We start from the raw sequence: 17,407 nt of genomic DNA on the forward strand, positions 1-17,407 counted from the left end.
GCGCACCGTGGGCTGCCGACAAGCATCACCGGGACCAGGGTCGGCGGTCCCGGGCGGCGCTTATTTGGCGCGGCGCTTGAAGTCGCGCGGCCGGAAGCCCAGCGCCAGCAGTACCGCGAAATAGGCGGCAGCGGCCACCGCGATGATCGCCGCCAGCGCGCCGGCCCGCAGCAGCGGCGTGGCGCGCAGCGCGATCCAGTCGAACTGGGCCTGGCCGAACCAGGACACGGCGCCCATCACGCTCACCGCGACCAGCAGCTTGAGGAAGAACTTACCCCAGCCCGGCTGCGGCACGTAGATGTGGCGCCGGCGCAGCCCGGTGTAGAGAAAAGCCGCGTTGACGCAGGCGCCCACGCCGATCGACAGCGCCAGGCCCGCCACCCCGAACAGCGGTACGAACACGAGGTTGAGCAGCTGGGTCGCCACCATCACGCCGACCGCGATCTTGACCGGGGTGCGCACTTCCTGGCGCGCATAGAAGGCCGGCGCCAGGGTCTTGACCAGGATGAAGCCGAGCAGGCCGGCGCTGTAGGCCATCAGCGGCAGCGCCGAGTGGGACACGTCGGCGGCGCTGAACACGCCATAGTGGAACAGGGTGGCGATCATCGGCACCGCCAGCGTCGCCATGCCGACCGAGGAGGGCAGGGCCAGCAGGAAGGTCAGGCGCAGGCCCCAGTCCAGCAGCGAGGAGTATTCCTGGGTGTCGCCCTCGGTATTCGCCTTGGCCAGGCTCGGCAGCAGGATGGTGCCCAGCGCCACGCCCAGCAGGGCGGTAGGGAATTCCATCAGGCGGTCGGCGTACTGCAGGGCCGTCACCGCGCCGGCGGCCAGGCTGGCCGCGATGGTGGTGTTGATCAGGAGGCTGATCTGGGCCGCCGACACCGCGAACACGGCCGGCCCCATCTTGCCGAGCATGCGGCGCACGCCGCTGTCGCGCAGGCCGGTCAAGGGGTTGAGCGAGAGGCGCGGCAGCATGCCGAGCTTCATCAGCGACGGGATCTGGATCGCCACCTGGGCCAGGCCGCCCACGCACACGCCCACCGCCATCGCGTAGATCGGCTGCTCGAAATGATCGGCCAGCACCAGCGCCGAGACGATGAAGGAAATGTTCAGGAGCACCGGTGTGATCGCCGGGATCTTGAAGTTGCGCCAGGTATTGAGCACGCCGCTGGCCAGGGCCACGAAGGCCATGCAGACGATGTAGGGGAACATCATGCGCGTCATGAGCACCGCGGCGTCGAAGGCAGCCGGCTCGCGCTGCAGGCCGCCGCCGATCAGGTAGATCAGCACCGGCGCTCCGAGGATGCCGAGCAGGCTGGTGAGCACCGTCGCCCAGATCAGGACCGTGGCCACATGATCGACCAGGGTCTTGGTGGCGGCCGAGCCATGCCTGGTCTTGTACTCGGTCAGGATCGGCACGAAGGCCTGCGAGAACGCGCCTTCCGCGAACAGCCGGCGCAGCAGGTTGGGCAGGCGAAAGGCGATGTTGAAGGCGTCGGTGAAATTCGAGGCGCCGAAGGTGGCGGCAAACAGGCTGTCGCGCAGCAGACCGGTGACGCGGGACACCATGGTCATGCTGGAAATAGCGGCGAGGGTACGGAGCAGGTTCATGGCCCGGGATTATACTTGGGCAACAGTCCGGAAAGCGCGGCCGCACGTGCTCCGGGGCGACAATGTCTGAATTATGAATTGCCCTAAACGCTTTCCTTCGCTATAATCGTGGGCTGTACTGAATTCTGTTAGCAGACACGAATCGTTGGGCAGGCACTCGTCGGACATGAGGCGCCAGTTTCACTCGCGAATGTTTGCAAACGCAACTTGACCCCGATTTAGGAAATTTCATGGCAAATACCGCACAGGCGCGCAAACGCGCTCGTCAAGCAGTTAAGCAAAACGCGCACAACTCGTCGCAGCGTTCGACCCTGCGTACCGCAATCAAGGCAGTTCGCAAGGCCATCCAGGCTGGCGACAAGGCCGCTGCAACCACCATCTTCCAGCAGTCCGTGTCGACCATCGACAGCATCGCTGACAAGAAGATCATCCACAAGAACAAGGCCGCCCGCCACAAGAGCCGCCTGGCTGCTGCCCTGAAGGCACTGTCCGCTTAATTAGCGAGGTGCGTGCGGCCTAGGCCGCGCAGGCAGTTCTGTGCAGAGCAAGACCCGCCCGACTTCGGTCCTGGCGGGTTTTGTCGTTTGTCGCATATGCTCGGGCTCGCTCCGAATCCGCCCCCTTCGGCAGGCGCTCTAAAGTTCAAAACCCATGGCGCACAGTAAAATACTGGTGCATAATGTGAAACGCCGTCTTATGTCTTATAGAAGACTTCGCGAAGTCTCGACTCCAAGACCTGAGCGTTACCACCTGTTTTTGACATCGTGCGACCCGCGCGATCATCGAGGAAAAAGCGTATGAGCAGTGATCCGACCATCATCTACACCCTGACCGACGAGGCCCCGCTGCTGGCGACCCACGCCTTCCTGCCTGTCGTCAGCACCTTCACCAAGCCGGCAGGCATCAAGGTCGAGCAGAGCGACATCTCGGTCGCCGCCCGTATCCTGGCGCAGTTCCCGGAAAACCTGACCCCGGAACAGCGCGTCCCGGACGCCTTGAGCGAGCTGGGCAAGAAGACCCTGGAGCCGGACGCGAACATCATCAAGCTGCCGAACATCTCGGCCTCGGTGGGCCAGCTGACCGCCGCCATCAAGGAACTGCAGGCCAAGGGCTACAACCTGCCGGACTACCCAGCCGACCCGAAGACCGACGAAGAGCGGGCCATCAAGGCCCGCTACGCCAAGTGCATCGGCTCGTCGGTGAACCCGGTCCTGCGCGAAGGTAACTCGGACCGCCGCGCACCAAAAGCGGTCAAGGAATACGCACGCAAGAACCCGCACTCGATGGGCGAATGGTCGCAGGCATCGCGCACCCACGTGTCGCACATGACCCACGGCGACTTCTACCACGGCGAAAAGTCGATGACCCTGGACGCCGCCCGCGACGTCAAGATGGAACTGGTCACCAAGTCGGGCCAGACCATCGTGCTGAAGCCGAAGGTCGCGCTGCAGGCCGGCGAGATCATCGACTCGATGTTCATGAGCCGCAAGGCCCTGCTGGCCTTCTACGAGAAGCAGATCGAAGACGCCAAGAACACCGGCGTGCTGTTCTCGCTGCACGTCAAGGCGACCATGATGAAGGTCTCGCACCCGATCGTGTTCGGCCACTGCGTGCGCATGTTCTACAAGGAAGCGTTCGAGAAGCACGGCGCCCTGTTCGACAGCCTCGGCATCAACGTCAACAACGGCATGGCCGACCTGTACAACAAGATCGCCGACCTGCCGGCCTCGCAGCGCGAAGAGATCGAGCGCGACCTGCACGCCTGCCAGGAACACCGTCCGGCGCTGGCCATGGTCGACTCGGCCAAGGGCATCACCAACTTCCACTCGCCGAACGACGTGATCGTCGACGCATCGATGCCGGCCATGATCCGCGCCGGCGGCAAGATGTACGGCGCCGACGGCCGCCTGAAGGAAGTCAAGGCGGTGATCCCGGAATCGACTTTTGCGCGCATCTACCAGGAAGTGATCAACTTCTGCAAATGGCACGGCGCATTCGACCCGCGCACCATGGGCACCGTCCCGAACGTGGGCCTGATGGCGCAGCAGGCCGAGGAATACGGCTCGCACGACAAGACCTTCGAAATCCAGGAAGACGGCGTGGCCAACATCGTCGACCTCGCCACCGGCGAAGTGCTGCTGTCGCAGAACGTCGAGCAGGGCGACATCTGGCGCATGTGCCAGGTGAAGGACGCGCCGATCCGCGACTGGGTCAAGCTGGCGGTCACCCGCGCGCGCAACTCGGGCATGCCGGCCGTGTTCTGGCTGGACCCGTACCGTCCGCACGAGAACGAGCTGATCAAGAAGGTCAAGACCTACCTGAAGGATCACGACACCAGCGGCCTGGACATCCAGATCATGTCGCAGGTTCGTGCCATGCGCTACACCCTGGAGCGCGTCTCGCGCGGCCTGGACACCATCTCGGTGACCGGCAACATCCTGCGCGACTACCTGACCGACCTGTTCCCGATCCTGGAACTGGGCACCAGCGCCAAGATGCTGTCGATCGTCCCGCTGATGGCCGGCGGCGGCATGTACGAAACCGGCGCGGGCGGCTCGGCTCCCAAGCACGTGCAGCAGCTGGTGGAAGAGAACCACCTGCGCTGGGATTCGCTGGGCGAATTCCTGGCGCTGGCCGTGTCGCTGGAAGACCTGGGCCTGAAGACCGGCAACAACAAAGCCAAGGTGCTGGCCAAGACCCTGGACACCGCCACCGGCCGCCTGCTGGACAACCGCAAGGGCCCGTCGCCGAAGACCGGTGAGCTCGACAACCGCGGCAGCCAGTTCTACCTGTCGATGTACTGGGCGCAAGAACTGGCCGCGCAGACCGAGGATGCCGAACTGGCAGCCAAGTTTGCGCCGCTGGCCAAGCAGCTGGCGGAGAACGAGCAGAAGATCGTTGCCGAACTCTTGGAAGTGCAGGGCAAGCCGGTCGACATCGGCGGCTACTACAAGGCCGACGACGCCAAGGTGAAAGCCGTGATGCGTCCGAGCGCGACCTTCAACGCTGCGCTGGAGTCGTTCGCCGCCTGAGCGATCGACTGCATCGCATGAAAACGCCGACCTGCGGGTCGGCGTTTTTTGTAGGGTGGTCGGCTATGCCGACCGCGCGTTCAACCACACCATGCGCCGTCACGACGCATCCGAGTCGAACTACGAGTAAGCGACTTCTATAAATTCGCCCGGCATCAAGGGATGCGTCGCCAGCGAAAACGGCCCGATGCTCGAGCGCACCAGCCGCAAGGTCGGCAATCCCACCGCCGCCGTCATCCTGCGCACCTGCCGGTTTTTCCCTTCCTCCAGCGTGACCGCGATCCAGCTGGTGGGCTTGTCCTGGCGCGCGCGGATCGGCGGATTGCGCGGCCACAGCCAGGCCGGTTCGGCGATGCGCACCGCGCGGCACGGCTTGGTCACGAAGTCGCCCAGGTCCAGCGGCGCCTGCAGCCGCGCCAGGGCGGCGCCGTCGGCCACGCCGTCCACCTGCACCAGGTAGGTCTTGGCTTCCTTGTGGTCGGGATGGGCGATTCGGTGCTGCAGCTTGCCGTCGTCGGTCAGCAGCATCAGGCCCTCGCTGTCGGCATCCAGCCGGCCGGCCGGGTAGATGTTCGGGATGTCCAGGTAGTTGGCGAGGGTCTCGCGCTCATCCTGGGTGGAGAACTGGCACAGGACCTGGAAGGGTTTATTGAAGAGGATCAGAGGCATGGAGTGCGAATCGGTACATAAAAGGTGCTGCGTAGCGCCTCGGAAAATACTGGTGCATAATGCAAGATGCTGGGAAGCTGTCTTATACAAGACTTGCAGGCATATTCCACATTGTAGATGAAATGCAGGCGACGCCGGATGCGGCCTGCCACGCGACCACATGGGAGAGCATGATGTACCAACATATCAAGGTCCCGGCCGACGGCCAGAAAATCAGCGTCAACGCCGACTTCTCGCTGAACGTGCCGGACAATCCGGTCATTCCGTACATCGTGGGTGACGGCACCGGCGTCGACATCACCCCGGTCATGCTCAAGGTGGTGGATGCGGCCGTGGCCAAAGCCTATGGCGGCGCGCGGAGAATCAGCTGGATGGAAATCTACGCCGGCGAAAAATCGACCCAGGTCTACGGCCCGGATGTCTGGCTGCCCGCCGAGACCCTCGAGGTGGTGAAGGACTACGTGGTGTCGATCAAGGGCCCCTTGACCACCCCGGTGGGCGGCGGCATCCGCTCGCTCAACGTCGCGCTGCGCCAGGAACTCGACCTGTACGTCTGCCTGCGCCCGGTGCGCTATTTTGCCGGCGTGCCTTCGCCGCTGAAGCAGCCGGAAAAGACCGACATGGTGATCTTCCGCGAGAACTCGGAAGACATCTATGCCGGCATCGAGTGGGCCGAAGGCTCGGACGGCGTCAAGAAAGTGATCAAGTTCCTGACCGAAGAGATGGGCGTCAAGAAGATCCGCTTCCCGGAGACCTCGGGCCTGGGGATCAAGCCGGTCTCGCGCGAAGGCACCGAGCGCCTGGTGCGCAAGGCGATCCAGTACGCGATCGACAACGACAAGCCCTCGGTGACCCTGGTCCACAAGGGCAACATCATGAAATATACCGAGGGCGGTTTCCGCGACTGGGGCTATGCGCTGGCGCAGCGCGAATTCGGCGCCGAGCTTATCGACGGCGGCCCATGGTGCAAGTTCAAGAACCCGAAGAGCGGCCGCGAGATCACGATCAAGGATTCGATCGCCGACGCCTTCCTGCAGCAGATCCTGCTGCGCCCGGCCGAGTACAGCGTGATCGCCACCCTGAACCTGAACGGCGACTACATCTCCGACGCGCTGGCGGCCCAGGTCGGCGGCATCGGCATCGCGCCGGGCGCCAACATGTCGGATTCGGTGGCCATGTTCGAGGCGACCCACGGCACCGCGCCGAAGTATGCCGGCAAGGACTACGTCAATCCGGGTTCGCTCATCCTGTCGGCGGAGATGATGCTGCGCCATATGGGGTGGACCGAAGCGGCCGATCTCATCATCAGGGCGATGGAACGTGCGATCACCTCGAAAAAAGTCACCTACGACTTCGCGCGCCTGATGGAAGGCGCGACGCAGGTGTCGTGCTCGGGCTTCGGCGAAGTGATGATCGAGCAGATGTAAAGGCCCCATCCAGGCTTCGGCCAGGATGAGCGCCCCGTGCGTCTCCGCGCGCGGGGCATCTTTTTTCTGGAGGCGGCGATTGCAGACTGCGAGCGCATCGCCGCACTGTTGAAAGACACCCGCGACTTCTCGGCGGAACTGGCTTATGCTCGTACCCGGGATGCATAAAATACAGGGGCGAAAAAAACCCCGCCGTGGCGGGGTTCTTCGCTTCCGGGAGGGGAAAGATTACATGCCCTGGATGTTGGAAGCTTGCTTGCCTTTCGGGCCTTGCGTGACTTCGAATTGGACTTTTTGACCTTCTTTGAGGGTCTTAAAACCGTTCATATTGATCGCGGAGAAGTGTGCGAACAGATCCTCGCCGCCGTCATCAGGAGTGATGAAGCCAAAGCCTTTGGAATCATTGAACCACTTAACAGTACCAGTTGCCATAAAAGAACTTTCAAATTTTAACTAATCACACGAGCCATAAAAGCAAGAAGCTTCTTGCCCCCTCCTCAGCCTGCTCACTTCTTATCAACAAGTACATAAGTACAATGTCAATGACTGCATTGTTGGTGGAATAATCATTGAAGTCAAGCGGTTTTGGGGGGCTGTTGCCAAATTTTTCACGGCAGAGGTATCACGACTCTTGATTTCGTCAATTGGATCGCCATCTGCGCATTCATCGGAAAACCAGTAACATGGAAGCACATGAAAACAAGCTGATGTTTACGCTTGGCACAGATATTGAAAGCATTAGAATACGCCCATGGCTACGAAGCATGACACCGAACAGCTGCTGGAGCGGCAAACTGTAAAACCGCCACCCTTATATCAGGTGGCGTTGCTGAACGACGACTACACGCCGATGGAATTCGTGGTTGCGATCATCCAGGAGTACTTCAACAAGGATCGCGAAACGGCGACCCAGATCATGCTTTCCGTGCATCGGCACGGCAAGGGCGTCTGTGGGGTGTTTTCCAAAGATATAGCGTGTACCAAAGTGGAGTTTGTCTTAACGCATGCGCGTAAGGCAGGGCACCCCCTGCAGTGCGTGATGGAGGAAGTATGATTGCGCAGGAACTTGAAGTATCTCTACACATGGCCTTTGTCGAAGCTCGCCAGGCCCGCCACGAGTTCATTACCGTGGAACACCTGCTGCTGGCCCTGCTCGACAACCCATCAGCCGCCGAAGTCCTGCGTGCGTGCGCGGTCAATATCGAAGACCTGCGCAAGACTTTGACTAATTTTATCGGTGACAACACCCCGACCGTGCCCGGCACGGGCGAGGTCGACACCCAGCCGACACTCGGATTCCAGCGCGTGATCCAGCGTGCGATCATGCACGTCCAGTCGGCCTCGAACGGCAAGAAGGAAGTCACCGGCGCGAATGTGCTGGTGGCGATCTTCGGCGAGAAGGATTCGCACGCCGTCTACTACCTGCACCAGCAGGGCGTGACCCGTCTCGACGTGGTCAATTTCATCTCGCACGGCGTGCGCAAGGACCAGCAGCTCGACACCAGCAAGGCGTCGGAAGGCGTGGAAGAAGCGCAGGTCGAAGGCCAGGCCAAGGAAAGCCCGCTCGACCAGTTCACCCAGAACCTGAACAAGTCGGCCGCCGACGGCAAGATCGATCCGCTGATCGGCCGCGAGGAAGAGGTCGACCGCGTGATCCAGATCCTGTGCCGCCGCCGCAAGAACAATCCGCTGCTGGTGGGCGAGGCCGGTGTCGGCAAGACTGCCATCGCCGAGGGCCTGGCATGGCGCATCGTCCAGGAAGACGTGCCCGAGATCCTGCAGAACGCCGTCGTGTATTCGCTCGACATGGGCGCGCTGCTGGCCGGCACCAAGTACCGCGGCGACTTCGAGCAGCGTTTGAAAGCGGTGCTCAAGCAGCTCAAGGACACCCCGAACGGCATCCTGTTCATCGACGAGATCCACACGATCATCGGCGCGGGTTCCGCCTCGGGCGGCACCCTGGATGCGTCCAACCTGCTGAAACCGGCGCTGGCCAACGGCCAACTGAAGTGCATCGGCGCGACCACGTTCACGGAATTCCGCGGCGTGTTCGAGAAAGACCATGCGCTGTCCCGCCGCTTCCAGAAGGTCGACGTCAACGAACCTTCGGTCGAGCAGACCGTGGCGATCCTGCGCGGCCTGAAATCGCGCTTCGAAGAGCACCATGGCGTGAAGTATTCGGCCTCGGCGCTGTCGACCGCGGCCGAGCTGGCGGCGCGCTTCATCAATGACCGCCACCTGCCGGACAAGGCCATCGACGTCATCGACGAAGCGGGCGCGGCCCAGCGCATCCTGCCGAAGTCGAAGCAGAAGAAGACCATCGGCAAGACCGAGATCGAGGACATCATCGCGAAAATCGCGCGGATCCCTCCGCAGACCGTCAACCAGGACGACCGCAGCAAGCTGCAGACCATCGACCGCGACCTGCGCAACGTGGTGTTCGGCCAGGATCCGGCCATCGACGCGCTGGCCTCGGCCATCAAGATGGCGCGTGCCGGCCTCGGCAAGCAGGACAAGCCGATCGGCTCCTTCCTGTTCTCGGGTCCGACCGGCGTCGGCAAGACCGAGGTCGCCAAGCAGCTGGCCTTCATCCTGGGCATCGAGCTGGTGCGCTTCGACATGTCCGAGTACATGGAGCGCCACGCGGTGTCGCGCCTGATCGGTGCGCCGCCGGGCTACGTCGGCTTCGACCAGGGCGGCCTGCTGACCGAGGCCATCACCAAGAAGCCGCACGCGGTGCTTCTGCTGGACGAGATCGAGAAGGCCCACCCGGACATTTTCAACATCCTGCTGCAGGTGATGGACCACGGCACCCTGACCGACAACAACGGACGCAAGGCCGACTTCCGCAACGTGATCATCATCATGACCACCAATGCGGGCGCCGAAAGCCTGACCAAGCGCTCGGTGGGCTTCGTGGACAGCAAGGCGGCAGGCGACGAGATGGCCGACATCAAGCGCATGTTCACGCCGGAGTTCCGCAACCGCCTGGACGCGATCATCAGCTTCCGCGCGCTGGACGAAGACATCATCCTGCGTGTCGTGGACAAGTTCCTGATGCAGCTGGAAGAGCAGCTGCACGAGAAGAAGGTGGAAGCCGTCTTCACCGAGAAGCTGCGCAAGTTCCTCGGCAAGAAGGGCTTCGACCCGCTGATGGGCGCCCGTCCGATGTCGCGCCTGATCCAGGACATGATCCGCAAGGCGCTGGCCGACGAGCTGCTGTTCGGCCGCCTGGTCAACGGTGGCCGCGTGACGGTGGACCTGAACGAGAAGGACGACGTCGTCCTCGAGTTCCCGGAAGGGGACGCGTTGCCGCCGCCGGCTCCGGCCGAGACGGTCGAGATCGAATAAGCTTCGGCCTCCTCACAAAAGCCGCGCCTCGAGCGCGGCTTTTTTTTGCACGTATGCACACCGCGCGCGCCATCGCCTGTGGCAAACTCTTCCTCTTGAGTAAACCTTGCCACTGCAAAACATGCCCCTGTCCCACACCATCCTTGCCCTGTCGCTCGCCCTGATCGGCAGCCAGGCCGCCGCCGCCGACCCCTACTACCGTTTCCCCGCCATCCGCGGCGACAACATCGTCTTCACCGCCGAGGGCGACCTGTGGCGCACGACGACCAGGGGCGGCACGGCGACCCGCCTGACCACGCATCCTTCCAGCGAGACCCAGGCCGCGATCTCGCACGACGGCCAGCACGTCGCCTTCGCCGCCTCGTATGAAGGCGCGCAGGAAGCCTATGTGATGCCGATCGGGGGCGGCCTGCCCAAGCGCATCACTTTCGAAAACGGCGGCGTGAGCGTGCTGGGCTGGACCGCGCAGGGCGAAGTCCTGGTGAGTACCGAAAATTCGGTGGGACCGTCGAAACACCGTATCGTTGCCGCCCTCGACCCGGTGAAGATGACGCGCCGCGTGCTGCCGCTGGCCGACGCCAACGATGCCGTGCTGAGCGACGACGGCCGCACCGTGTTCTTCACGCGCATGGGCCTGTCGATGACCAACGACAACGTCAAGGCCTACCGCGGCGGCGCCCATGCCCAGCTGTGGCGCTATGAGCTCGGCGGCAAGGGCGAGGCCACGCGCCTGTTCAAGGACGACCATGCCAACAACCGCCGCGCCATGTGGCATCAAGGCCGCATCTACTTCATCAGCGATACCGGCGGCGCCGACAACCTCTGGTCCGCGCTGCCCGACGGCAGCGACCGCAGGCAGCACACCGGGCACACCGAATGGGACGTGCGCACCGCCTCGCTGGGCGACGGCCGCATCGCCTACCAGCTGGGCGCCGACCTGCGCGTGTTCGACATCGCCAGCGGCAGCGATACGCTCGTGAAGGCCAGCCTGGTCTCGGACTTCGACCAGCAGCGCACCCGCCGCGTGCACTCGCCGCTCGACGCGCTCACCAATATCGATGTCGCCAACAAGGCCCAGCGCATCGTGCTGACCGCGCGCGGCAAGGTGACCATTGCCGGCACCGGCAGCTACCGCCGGGTCGAGATCGCGGTGCCGGACGGGGCGCGTGCCCGCGGCGCCGTGTTCAGCCACGATGACAAGTGGATCTATGCTTTTGTGGACACCACCGGCGAGAACGAGATCTGGCGCTATGCCGCCGACGGTTCCGGCAAGGGCGAGCGCCTCACCATCGACGGCGCCAGCCACCGTTCGGGCATCTACCCGTCGCCCGACGGCAGGTTTCTAGCCCACACCGACAAGAAGGGCCGCACCTGGCTGCTCGACCTGCAGTCCAGGACCAACGTCATCATCGACGATGCCAAGCAGGTCGGCGCCGACCGTCCGGACCAGGTGGTGTGGTCGCCGGACAGCCGCAACCTGGCGTTCGTGCGCGTCGGCAGCAGCGAGCAGCGCAACCAGATCGGCCTGTACAACCTGGCCGGCAAGACCATGGCCTTCGTCACCACCGACCGCTACACGGCCAACTCGCCGGTGTTTTCGCCGGACGGCAAGTGGCTGTACTTCCTGTCCTCGCGCCACTTCAACGTGGGTAATGGCGGTCCCTGGGGCGACCGCAACATGGGGCCGGTGTTCGATCGCCGCGTCGGCATCTTTGCGCTGGCGCTGCAGCCGGGCGTGCGCTTCCCCTTCAAGCCCGAGGACGAACTGACCAAGCCGGAAGTGGCCTCGCCCGAAGCCGCCGCGCGCGCCGCGGTCCAGACCCCGGGCAAGGACGAAGCCGACAAGACCGCCGCCGTCGCCGCGGCCGCGGCCGCCACCGCCGCCGCGAATGCCGCGGACGCCAAGCCCAGGGCCGCGCCGACTCCCGCCATCGACTACGCCGGCCTGCGCGAGCGCCTGTACGAAGTGCCGGTCGCGCCGGGCAACTACCGCGCCCTGGCCGTCGACGAGAAGCGCCTGTACGTCCTCGAGTCGGACAACGGCCGCAGCGGCGCGCTCAAGACCCTCGAGATTTCGCGCAGCAGCCCGCAGTTCGAGACCTTCGTCAACAACGTGCGCGAGTTCGGCCTGAGCACCGACCGCAAGCACGTGTTCTACCGCACCTTCAACGCCAACGGACCGGGCGAGATGCTGATCGTCGCCGCCGGCGCCAAGGCCCCGGCCGACGTGTCGAAGGCGCGCATCAAGATCGACGACTGGGCGGTGAGCACCAACCCGCGCCTGGAGTGGAAGCAGATGTTCAACGACGCCTGGCGCATGCACCGCGACTTCCTGTACGACGCCAACATGCGCGGCGTCGACTGGGTGGCGGTGCGCCAGCGCTACGCGCCGCTGGTCGAGCGCGTGACCGACCGCGCCGAACTGGACGACGTGCTGGGCATGATGGTGGGCGAAGTGGGCGCGCTGCACTCGCAGATCCGGCCGGGCGACGTGCGCCGCGCGGGCGGCGAGGGCGTGCCGTCGAGCCTGGGCGCGGTGTTGTCGCGGGTCGCAGACGGCTTCCGGGTCGACCGCGTCTACCGCAGCGAGCCGGAACTGCCGCTTGAAGCCGGCCCGCTGGCCGCGCCCGACGTGGGCGTGAAAGAAGGCGACGTCATCACGGCCGTCAACGGCAAGCTGCTGGCGGAGGCGCGCGACATCGCCGACCTGCTGCTCGACCAGGCCGACAAGCAGGTGCTGCTGCACGTGAAGAGCCAGAACGGACCGGTGCGCCCGGTCATCGTCACGCCGGTCAACATGGCGCGCCACGCCAGCCTGCGCTATGCGGACTGGGAGCAGGGCCGGGCCCAGCAGGTCGAGCAGGCCTCGAAAGGGAAGTTCGGCTACCTGCACCTGCGCGCCATGGCGGCGCGCGACATCAACGCGTTTGCGCGCGACTTCTACGCCAACATCAACAAGGAAGGCCTGATCATCGACGTGCGCCGCAACAACGGCGGCAACATCGACAGCTGGATCATCGAGAAGCTGCTGCGCCGCTCGTGGGCGTTCTGGAGCGCGAACGGCAACCTGCCGCAGTCGAACATGCAGAACACCTTCCGCGGCCACCTGGTGGTGCTGATGGACGAGCTGACCTACTCGGACGGCGAAACCTTCGCCGCCGGCGTCAAGGCCCTGAAACTGGGGCCGCTGGTGGGCAAGCGCACCGCCGGCGCCGGCGTCTGGCTCAGCGACGGCAACAACCTGTCCGACAACGGCATGGCGCGGGTGGCCGAGTTCGGCCAGTTCTCGAGCGACGGCGAATGGCTGATCGAGGGTGTCGGCGTGGCGCCGGACGTCGAGGTCGACAACCTGCCGCACGAAACCTTCGAGGGCCGCGACCGCCAGCTGGAAGTGGCGATCGGACTGCTCGAGCAGAAGCTCAAGGAGCAGCCGGTCAAGCCGTGGAAGCCGGCGGCGATCCCGGCGCTCAAGCGCCAGTGGGATGCCGGCGAAGCGGCCGGCAAGGCGCCGCCGGCCAACAAGTAAGCGTCCCGCACCCGTGACATTCGCCCGGGCGGATGTCACGGAATTTCATCGCCCTGTCATATTGCATTTTTAGACTGCAAGTATCCGATCAACTCGATACTTGCCATGCACCTCGCGAAGCTCCAGACCGGCACCAAGATCCTCGGCGCCTTCGGCATCGTCTCCTTTCTCCTCCTGATCATCTCGGCCGTGGCGCTGTGGCGCATGCAGTCCAACGATGCCCTCACCGCCGACCTGGTCTACGACAAGCTGGCCAGGCAGCAACTGGCTTCCGAACTGCTCGGCGTGGAACGCCTGAACGGCTCGCGCACGCTCGCCATCGCGCGCAGCGACAGCCTGGAGCTGGCGGACTATTTCGGCGCCCAGCTGGCCCAGGGCAGGCAGGCCGCCGCGGCGCTGGAGGCGAAGCTGGCCAAGCTGCCGCGCAGCGCACGCGAAGCCGCCCTGGTCGGCGCGGCGGAAGGACACAAGGCGGCGCTGGCCAAGGTGCAGGCCGCGCTGTTCCAGGCCAAGGAGCTGGGCCAGACCGGCGTCGTCGAGCAGCTCGTCAGCGGCGACTGGGAGCGCCACTACCAGGCTCACGCCGGCGCGCTCGAGGCCCTGCTGGCGCACGAAACCGGTGAAGCGCATCGCCTCGCCGCGGAATCGGCTGCCGCCTCGGCCTTCGGCAAGGCGCTGGTGCTGGCGCTCGGCCTGGGCGCCCTCGTCATCGGCGCGCTGCTCGCCTGGCTGCTGACCCGGAACATCGTCGGCCCACTGCAGCAGGCCGTCAGCCTGGCCGAGCAGGTAGCGAAGGGCGACCTGCGTCCGCTCATCCGCCATGGGCGCGGGGACGAGATCGGCCGCCTGTTCGACGCCCTCAACGGCATGACCGGCGGGGTCGCCGCCACGGTGTCCCAGGTGCTGGCCGGCTCGCGGGCCATCGATTCGGCATCGGGCGAGATCGCCGACGGCAACCAGGACCTGTCGCGCCGCACCGAGCGCCAGGCTTCGAGCCTGCGCCAGACCGTCGGCGCGATGGAAGAGCTGAGCGAGGCGATCGCCCGCAACAATGCCAGCGCCCGCTCTGCCAACGCGCTGGCCCAGTCGGCATCGAAGGTCGCCACCCGCAGCGCCGAAGCGGTGCAGGAGCTGGTGGCGCGCATGGAGACGATCAAAAGCTCGGCCGACAAGATCACCGACATCACGGGCATGATCGACAGCATCGCCTTCCAGACCAATATCCTGGCCCTGAACGCGGCGGTGGAAGCGGCGCGCGCTGGGGCCGAGGGGCGCGGCTTTGCGGTGGTGGCGGCCGAGGTGCGCAGCCTGGCCCAGCATTCGGCCACGGCGGCCAGGGAAATCAAGGGCTTGATCAAGGCCTCGAGCGAGGAAATCGCCGCCGGCACCGATATCGCCGGCGCCGCCGGCGAGACCATGCGCGCCGTGCTGGCGCACGTGCACGACGTGGCCGGCCTGCTCGACACCATCTCCACCGCCAGCGGCGAGCAGGCCAGCGGCGTGGCCCAGGTCAGCCAGGCGATCGCCGAGATGGACGAATCGACGCAGCAGAACGCCGCCATGGTGGAGCAGGCCGCGGCGGCGGCCGAGTCGATGCGCCGGCAGGCGGCCGAGCTGTCGGAACTGGTGGCGACCTTCAAGCTGCGCCAGGACGCGCAGGGGGACGAAAAAAAGCCGCCTGCGGGCAGGCGGCTTGCGCTCGAGGCGGCCGGCTGATTACCAGCCGATGTCCTTGAACAGTTCCATCGTCAGGTCGGTCGGCGCCGTCACCGAGTGGGTCAGGTCGGCATTGATCGACGGTTCCATCAGCTGGTTGCGGGTGGTCGTGGTGTTGTAGTGCGACACCGACGAGCCCGACTGGAACGGATTCGGCGTGAACATCGTGACGCGGCCCTGTGCATCCGCGCCCGAGAGCTGGGTCTTGGAGCGCTCGAATTTGCCCACGGTGCCGTTCGCATTGCCGTTCGGCTTGGTCAGGCTGGCCAGGATCCGGGCGCCGTCGGCCTGGGTCACGCGCAGGGCCGGGATGGTGATCGACGGATCGGCGCCGCCCAGGCCGGCGACTGCGCCCGGTGCGTTGTCGGCCACGATCACGCCGATCGCGCCGGCGTCCTGGGCGTTCTTGACCTTGACCGTGAAGCCGCAGGTGCCGCGGCTGACCAGGGCGATCTTGCGACGCACCGCTTCGGCGTTGGCTGCGTTGAACGGCGTGCAGGCCGAGCCCGGGCTGTCGGGCTGCAGGGCGACCGCGGCGATCTGCCCGGTCAGCGGCGACTTGTCGATCTTCGGACCGAAGTCGGCTTCGCCGACGGCGTACAGGTCGCCGGATGGCGAATCGGCGCCGGCGCCGATCACGCGCAGCTGCGCGGTCGCGGTCAGGACCGAAGGCGCGGCCGCGGTCACGCGGGCGCCGGTCCACGACAGGCCGCTCGGCTTGAGGGCCGATGCCGCGCGCTCGGCGTTGGTCATGTCGACCCAGCGCTTGCCGGTCGTGTTATCGAGCAGGAAGTGGTCCCAGGCCGACGGATAACCGGCGAACGGGGCGCCGGTCTGGCCGTTGGTGAAGGTCTGGAAGCCCAGGCCGTGACCCATCTCGTGCAGCAGGGTGGCGACGAAGTCGATGTCGTTGCCTTCGTTCGCATCCAGGCCCAGGTAGAACTTGCTGCCTGCCAGGCAGTTCGGCTTGCCCAGGTCGGAGTTGAAGCGTGCATTGATCTGGCCGCCCGGGGTGTCCGAGATCTCGCTGCCGTACAGCTTGTTGGCCAGGGCGTACGAGTACAGGGTCGCCGGCTTCGGCGCACCCGGGAAGTCGGCGAACACCTGGGTGGCGCCGGCGCTGCCCAGCACGGCGCTGGTGGCGGTACAGGTCAGGGGAATGAACTGTGCGTTGATGACGATCGGCACGTTGCTGTTCAGGGTGGCGCCCCAGATGTTGGCTGCATGCGTGAACGCGATCAGGCGCTGCTGGCCGAGCGTGGTGCCGGTATTGCCGCCGACAGGCGCTGCCGGGGTCCTGTCGTTGAAGCCGACGCCAGGCGCATTCAGGTTGTTGATGACGATCTTCGCCGCCGCCTGGGCCGTGCCCATGCTGCCGCATGCCAGGGCCAGGGCCGCGGCCGCCAAGGTGAGGCTTGGACGCTTATTGGACTTCATTCTGGTGCTCCTCGGCGTGGGTGGAAACCGGGGTGGAGAGGGCGGCTTCGGCAGCATGCGCGCCGTGGGTGCATTCCGCTTCGAGCTTGCCGTCCGCGGTGCGGCGCACCACGGTGTGCATCATCGACTCTTCATCGACGTGGGCGGCGACGACGCCATTTTGCTGCAGGCGGGCCACGCCGGTTGCCGGAGCGCCAGAGGCGACGCGGGCGGCCTTTTGGGCTTCACGCTCGGCCTTGCGCAGCGCGTTGAGCTCTTGCATTTCGGCGGCGGTGGCATTGCGCAGCTTGCCGGTGCGCGGGTCCTTGGCGACAGTCTGGCCTTCCTGTCCGGCGGCAAACGCCGAACCGGCGAACGCCAGCGCCGCAAGGGCGATGGCGCTACGCAGCATGGATACACGGATTTGCATGTTGTCTCTTCTCTCAGAAAAATATACGTCAATCGATATAACTTTCTTTCCCCGCCTCTAGAGCCGGTTGTCAACAACTATAGCTTTGGAAATAATGAAATTGTGCAAAAAACTTAAAAATTTTGTATCTTTGTTTCAGTCGATGTGCATATAAAATTCGGTTTTCTCTGTCAAAAGGCGGATGTAAATACGGCGTTCTTGCGCGTTGTTTTTGTGCGCAAGGTGCAGC

Annotated in this window: 13 protein-coding genes; 8 read left to right on the forward strand and 5 right to left on the reverse strand. The window is 64.8% G+C overall.

Going from position 1 to position 17,407, the window contains the following annotated elements; translation table 11 throughout:
• Positions 1 to 60 precede the first annotated feature (60 nt).
• Positions 61 to 1,611 carry a murein biosynthesis integral membrane protein MurJ gene (murJ, locus tag MasN3_RS08810; protein WP_281913602.1) on the reverse strand — a complete coding sequence of 517 codons (1,551 nt, stop codon included), beginning with the start codon at positions 1,609 to 1,611 and terminating at the stop codon, positions 61 to 63.
• Positions 1,612 to 1,841: 230 nt separating this feature from the next.
• Here murJ and rpsT point away from each other — a divergent pair, with 230 nt between their 5' ends.
• Both rpsT and MasN3_RS08820 read left to right on the forward strand, forming a co-directional pair.
• Complete coding sequence (gene rpsT / locus MasN3_RS08815; RefSeq protein WP_027864728.1) at positions 1,842 to 2,108, forward strand: 30S ribosomal protein S20; 267 nt, start codon at positions 1,842 to 1,844, stop codon at positions 2,106 to 2,108.
• A gap of 300 nt (positions 2,109 to 2,408) precedes the next feature.
• Positions 2,409 to 4,643, forward strand: a complete 2,235-nt coding sequence (locus MasN3_RS08820) for an NADP-dependent isocitrate dehydrogenase (RefSeq protein ID WP_281913605.1) — start codon at positions 2,409 to 2,411, stop codon at positions 4,641 to 4,643.
• A gap of 120 nt (positions 4,644 to 4,763) precedes the next feature.
• On the opposite strand, the gene MasN3_RS08825 is transcribed toward MasN3_RS08820, so the two are convergent.
• Entirely contained in the window at positions 4,764 to 5,312 is a 549-nt protein-coding gene (locus MasN3_RS08825; RefSeq protein WP_281913608.1) for a pseudouridine synthase, read from the reverse strand.
• Positions 5,313 to 5,485: 173 nt separating this feature from the next.
• On the opposite strand from MasN3_RS08825, the gene icd reads away from it, so the two are divergent.
• Both icd and MasN3_RS08835 read left to right on the forward strand, forming a co-directional pair.
• Positions 5,486 to 6,739, forward strand: a complete 1,254-nt coding sequence (icd, locus tag MasN3_RS08830; protein ID WP_281914466.1) for an NADP-dependent isocitrate dehydrogenase — start codon at positions 5,486 to 5,488, stop codon at positions 6,737 to 6,739.
• Positions 6,740 to 6,775: 36 nt separating this feature from the next.
• A complete protein-coding gene (locus tag MasN3_RS08835; protein WP_281913610.1) occupies positions 6,776 to 6,907 on the forward strand; it encodes a hypothetical protein in 132 nt (43 codons plus the stop codon).
• 60 nt (positions 6,908 to 6,967) lie between these two features.
• On the opposite strand, the gene cspE is transcribed toward MasN3_RS08835, so the two are convergent.
• Positions 6,968 to 7,171: a transcription antiterminator/RNA stability regulator CspE gene (cspE, locus tag MasN3_RS08840; RefSeq protein ID WP_020653506.1), complete on the reverse strand. Its 204-nt coding sequence runs from the start codon at positions 7,169 to 7,171 to the stop codon at positions 6,968 to 6,970.
• A gap of 319 nt (positions 7,172 to 7,490) precedes the next feature.
• Between cspE and clpS the strand changes: the two genes are divergently transcribed.
• From clpS to MasN3_RS08860, 4 genes are all read left to right on the forward strand, one after another.
• Positions 7,491 to 7,793 (forward strand): ATP-dependent Clp protease adapter ClpS, encoded by a 303-nt coding sequence (clpS, locus tag MasN3_RS08845; RefSeq protein ID WP_027864722.1) that lies wholly within the window; start codon positions 7,491 to 7,493, stop codon positions 7,791 to 7,793.
• Entirely contained in the window at positions 7,790 to 10,090 is a 2,301-nt protein-coding gene (clpA, locus tag MasN3_RS08850) for an ATP-dependent Clp protease ATP-binding subunit ClpA (RefSeq protein WP_281913616.1), read from the forward strand. Before clpS ends, clpA begins: the two co-directional genes overlap by 4 nt.
• A 121-nt stretch (positions 10,091 to 10,211) precedes the next feature.
• Positions 10,212 to 13,616: a S41 family peptidase gene (locus MasN3_RS08855; protein ID WP_281913617.1), complete on the forward strand. Its 3,405-nt coding sequence runs from the start codon at positions 10,212 to 10,214 to the stop codon at positions 13,614 to 13,616.
• A 105-nt stretch (positions 13,617 to 13,721) separates the two neighbouring features.
• A complete protein-coding gene (locus tag MasN3_RS08860) occupies positions 13,722 to 15,332 on the forward strand; it encodes a methyl-accepting chemotaxis protein (protein ID WP_281913619.1) in 1,611 nt (536 codons plus the stop codon).
• Here the strand turns inward: MasN3_RS08860 and MasN3_RS08865 are convergent, their stop codons facing one another.
• Positions 15,333 to 16,769, reverse strand: coding sequence for a PA domain-containing protein (locus MasN3_RS08865; protein ID WP_281913620.1), 1,437 nt, complete (start codon positions 16,767 to 16,769; stop codon positions 15,333 to 15,335).
• Positions 16,756 to 17,178: a post-PEP-CTERM-1 domain-containing protein gene (locus MasN3_RS08870; RefSeq protein ID WP_281913621.1), complete on the reverse strand. Its 423-nt coding sequence runs from the start codon at positions 17,176 to 17,178 to the stop codon at positions 16,756 to 16,758. The genes MasN3_RS08865 and MasN3_RS08870 overlap by 14 nt, the downstream gene beginning before the upstream one ends.
• Between the last annotated feature and the right edge of the window lie 229 nt (positions 17,179 to 17,407).

It is taken from the genome of Massilia varians (assembly GCF_027923905.1).
Classification (GTDB): domain Bacteria; phylum Pseudomonadota; class Gammaproteobacteria; order Burkholderiales; family Burkholderiaceae_D; genus Telluria; species Telluria varians_B.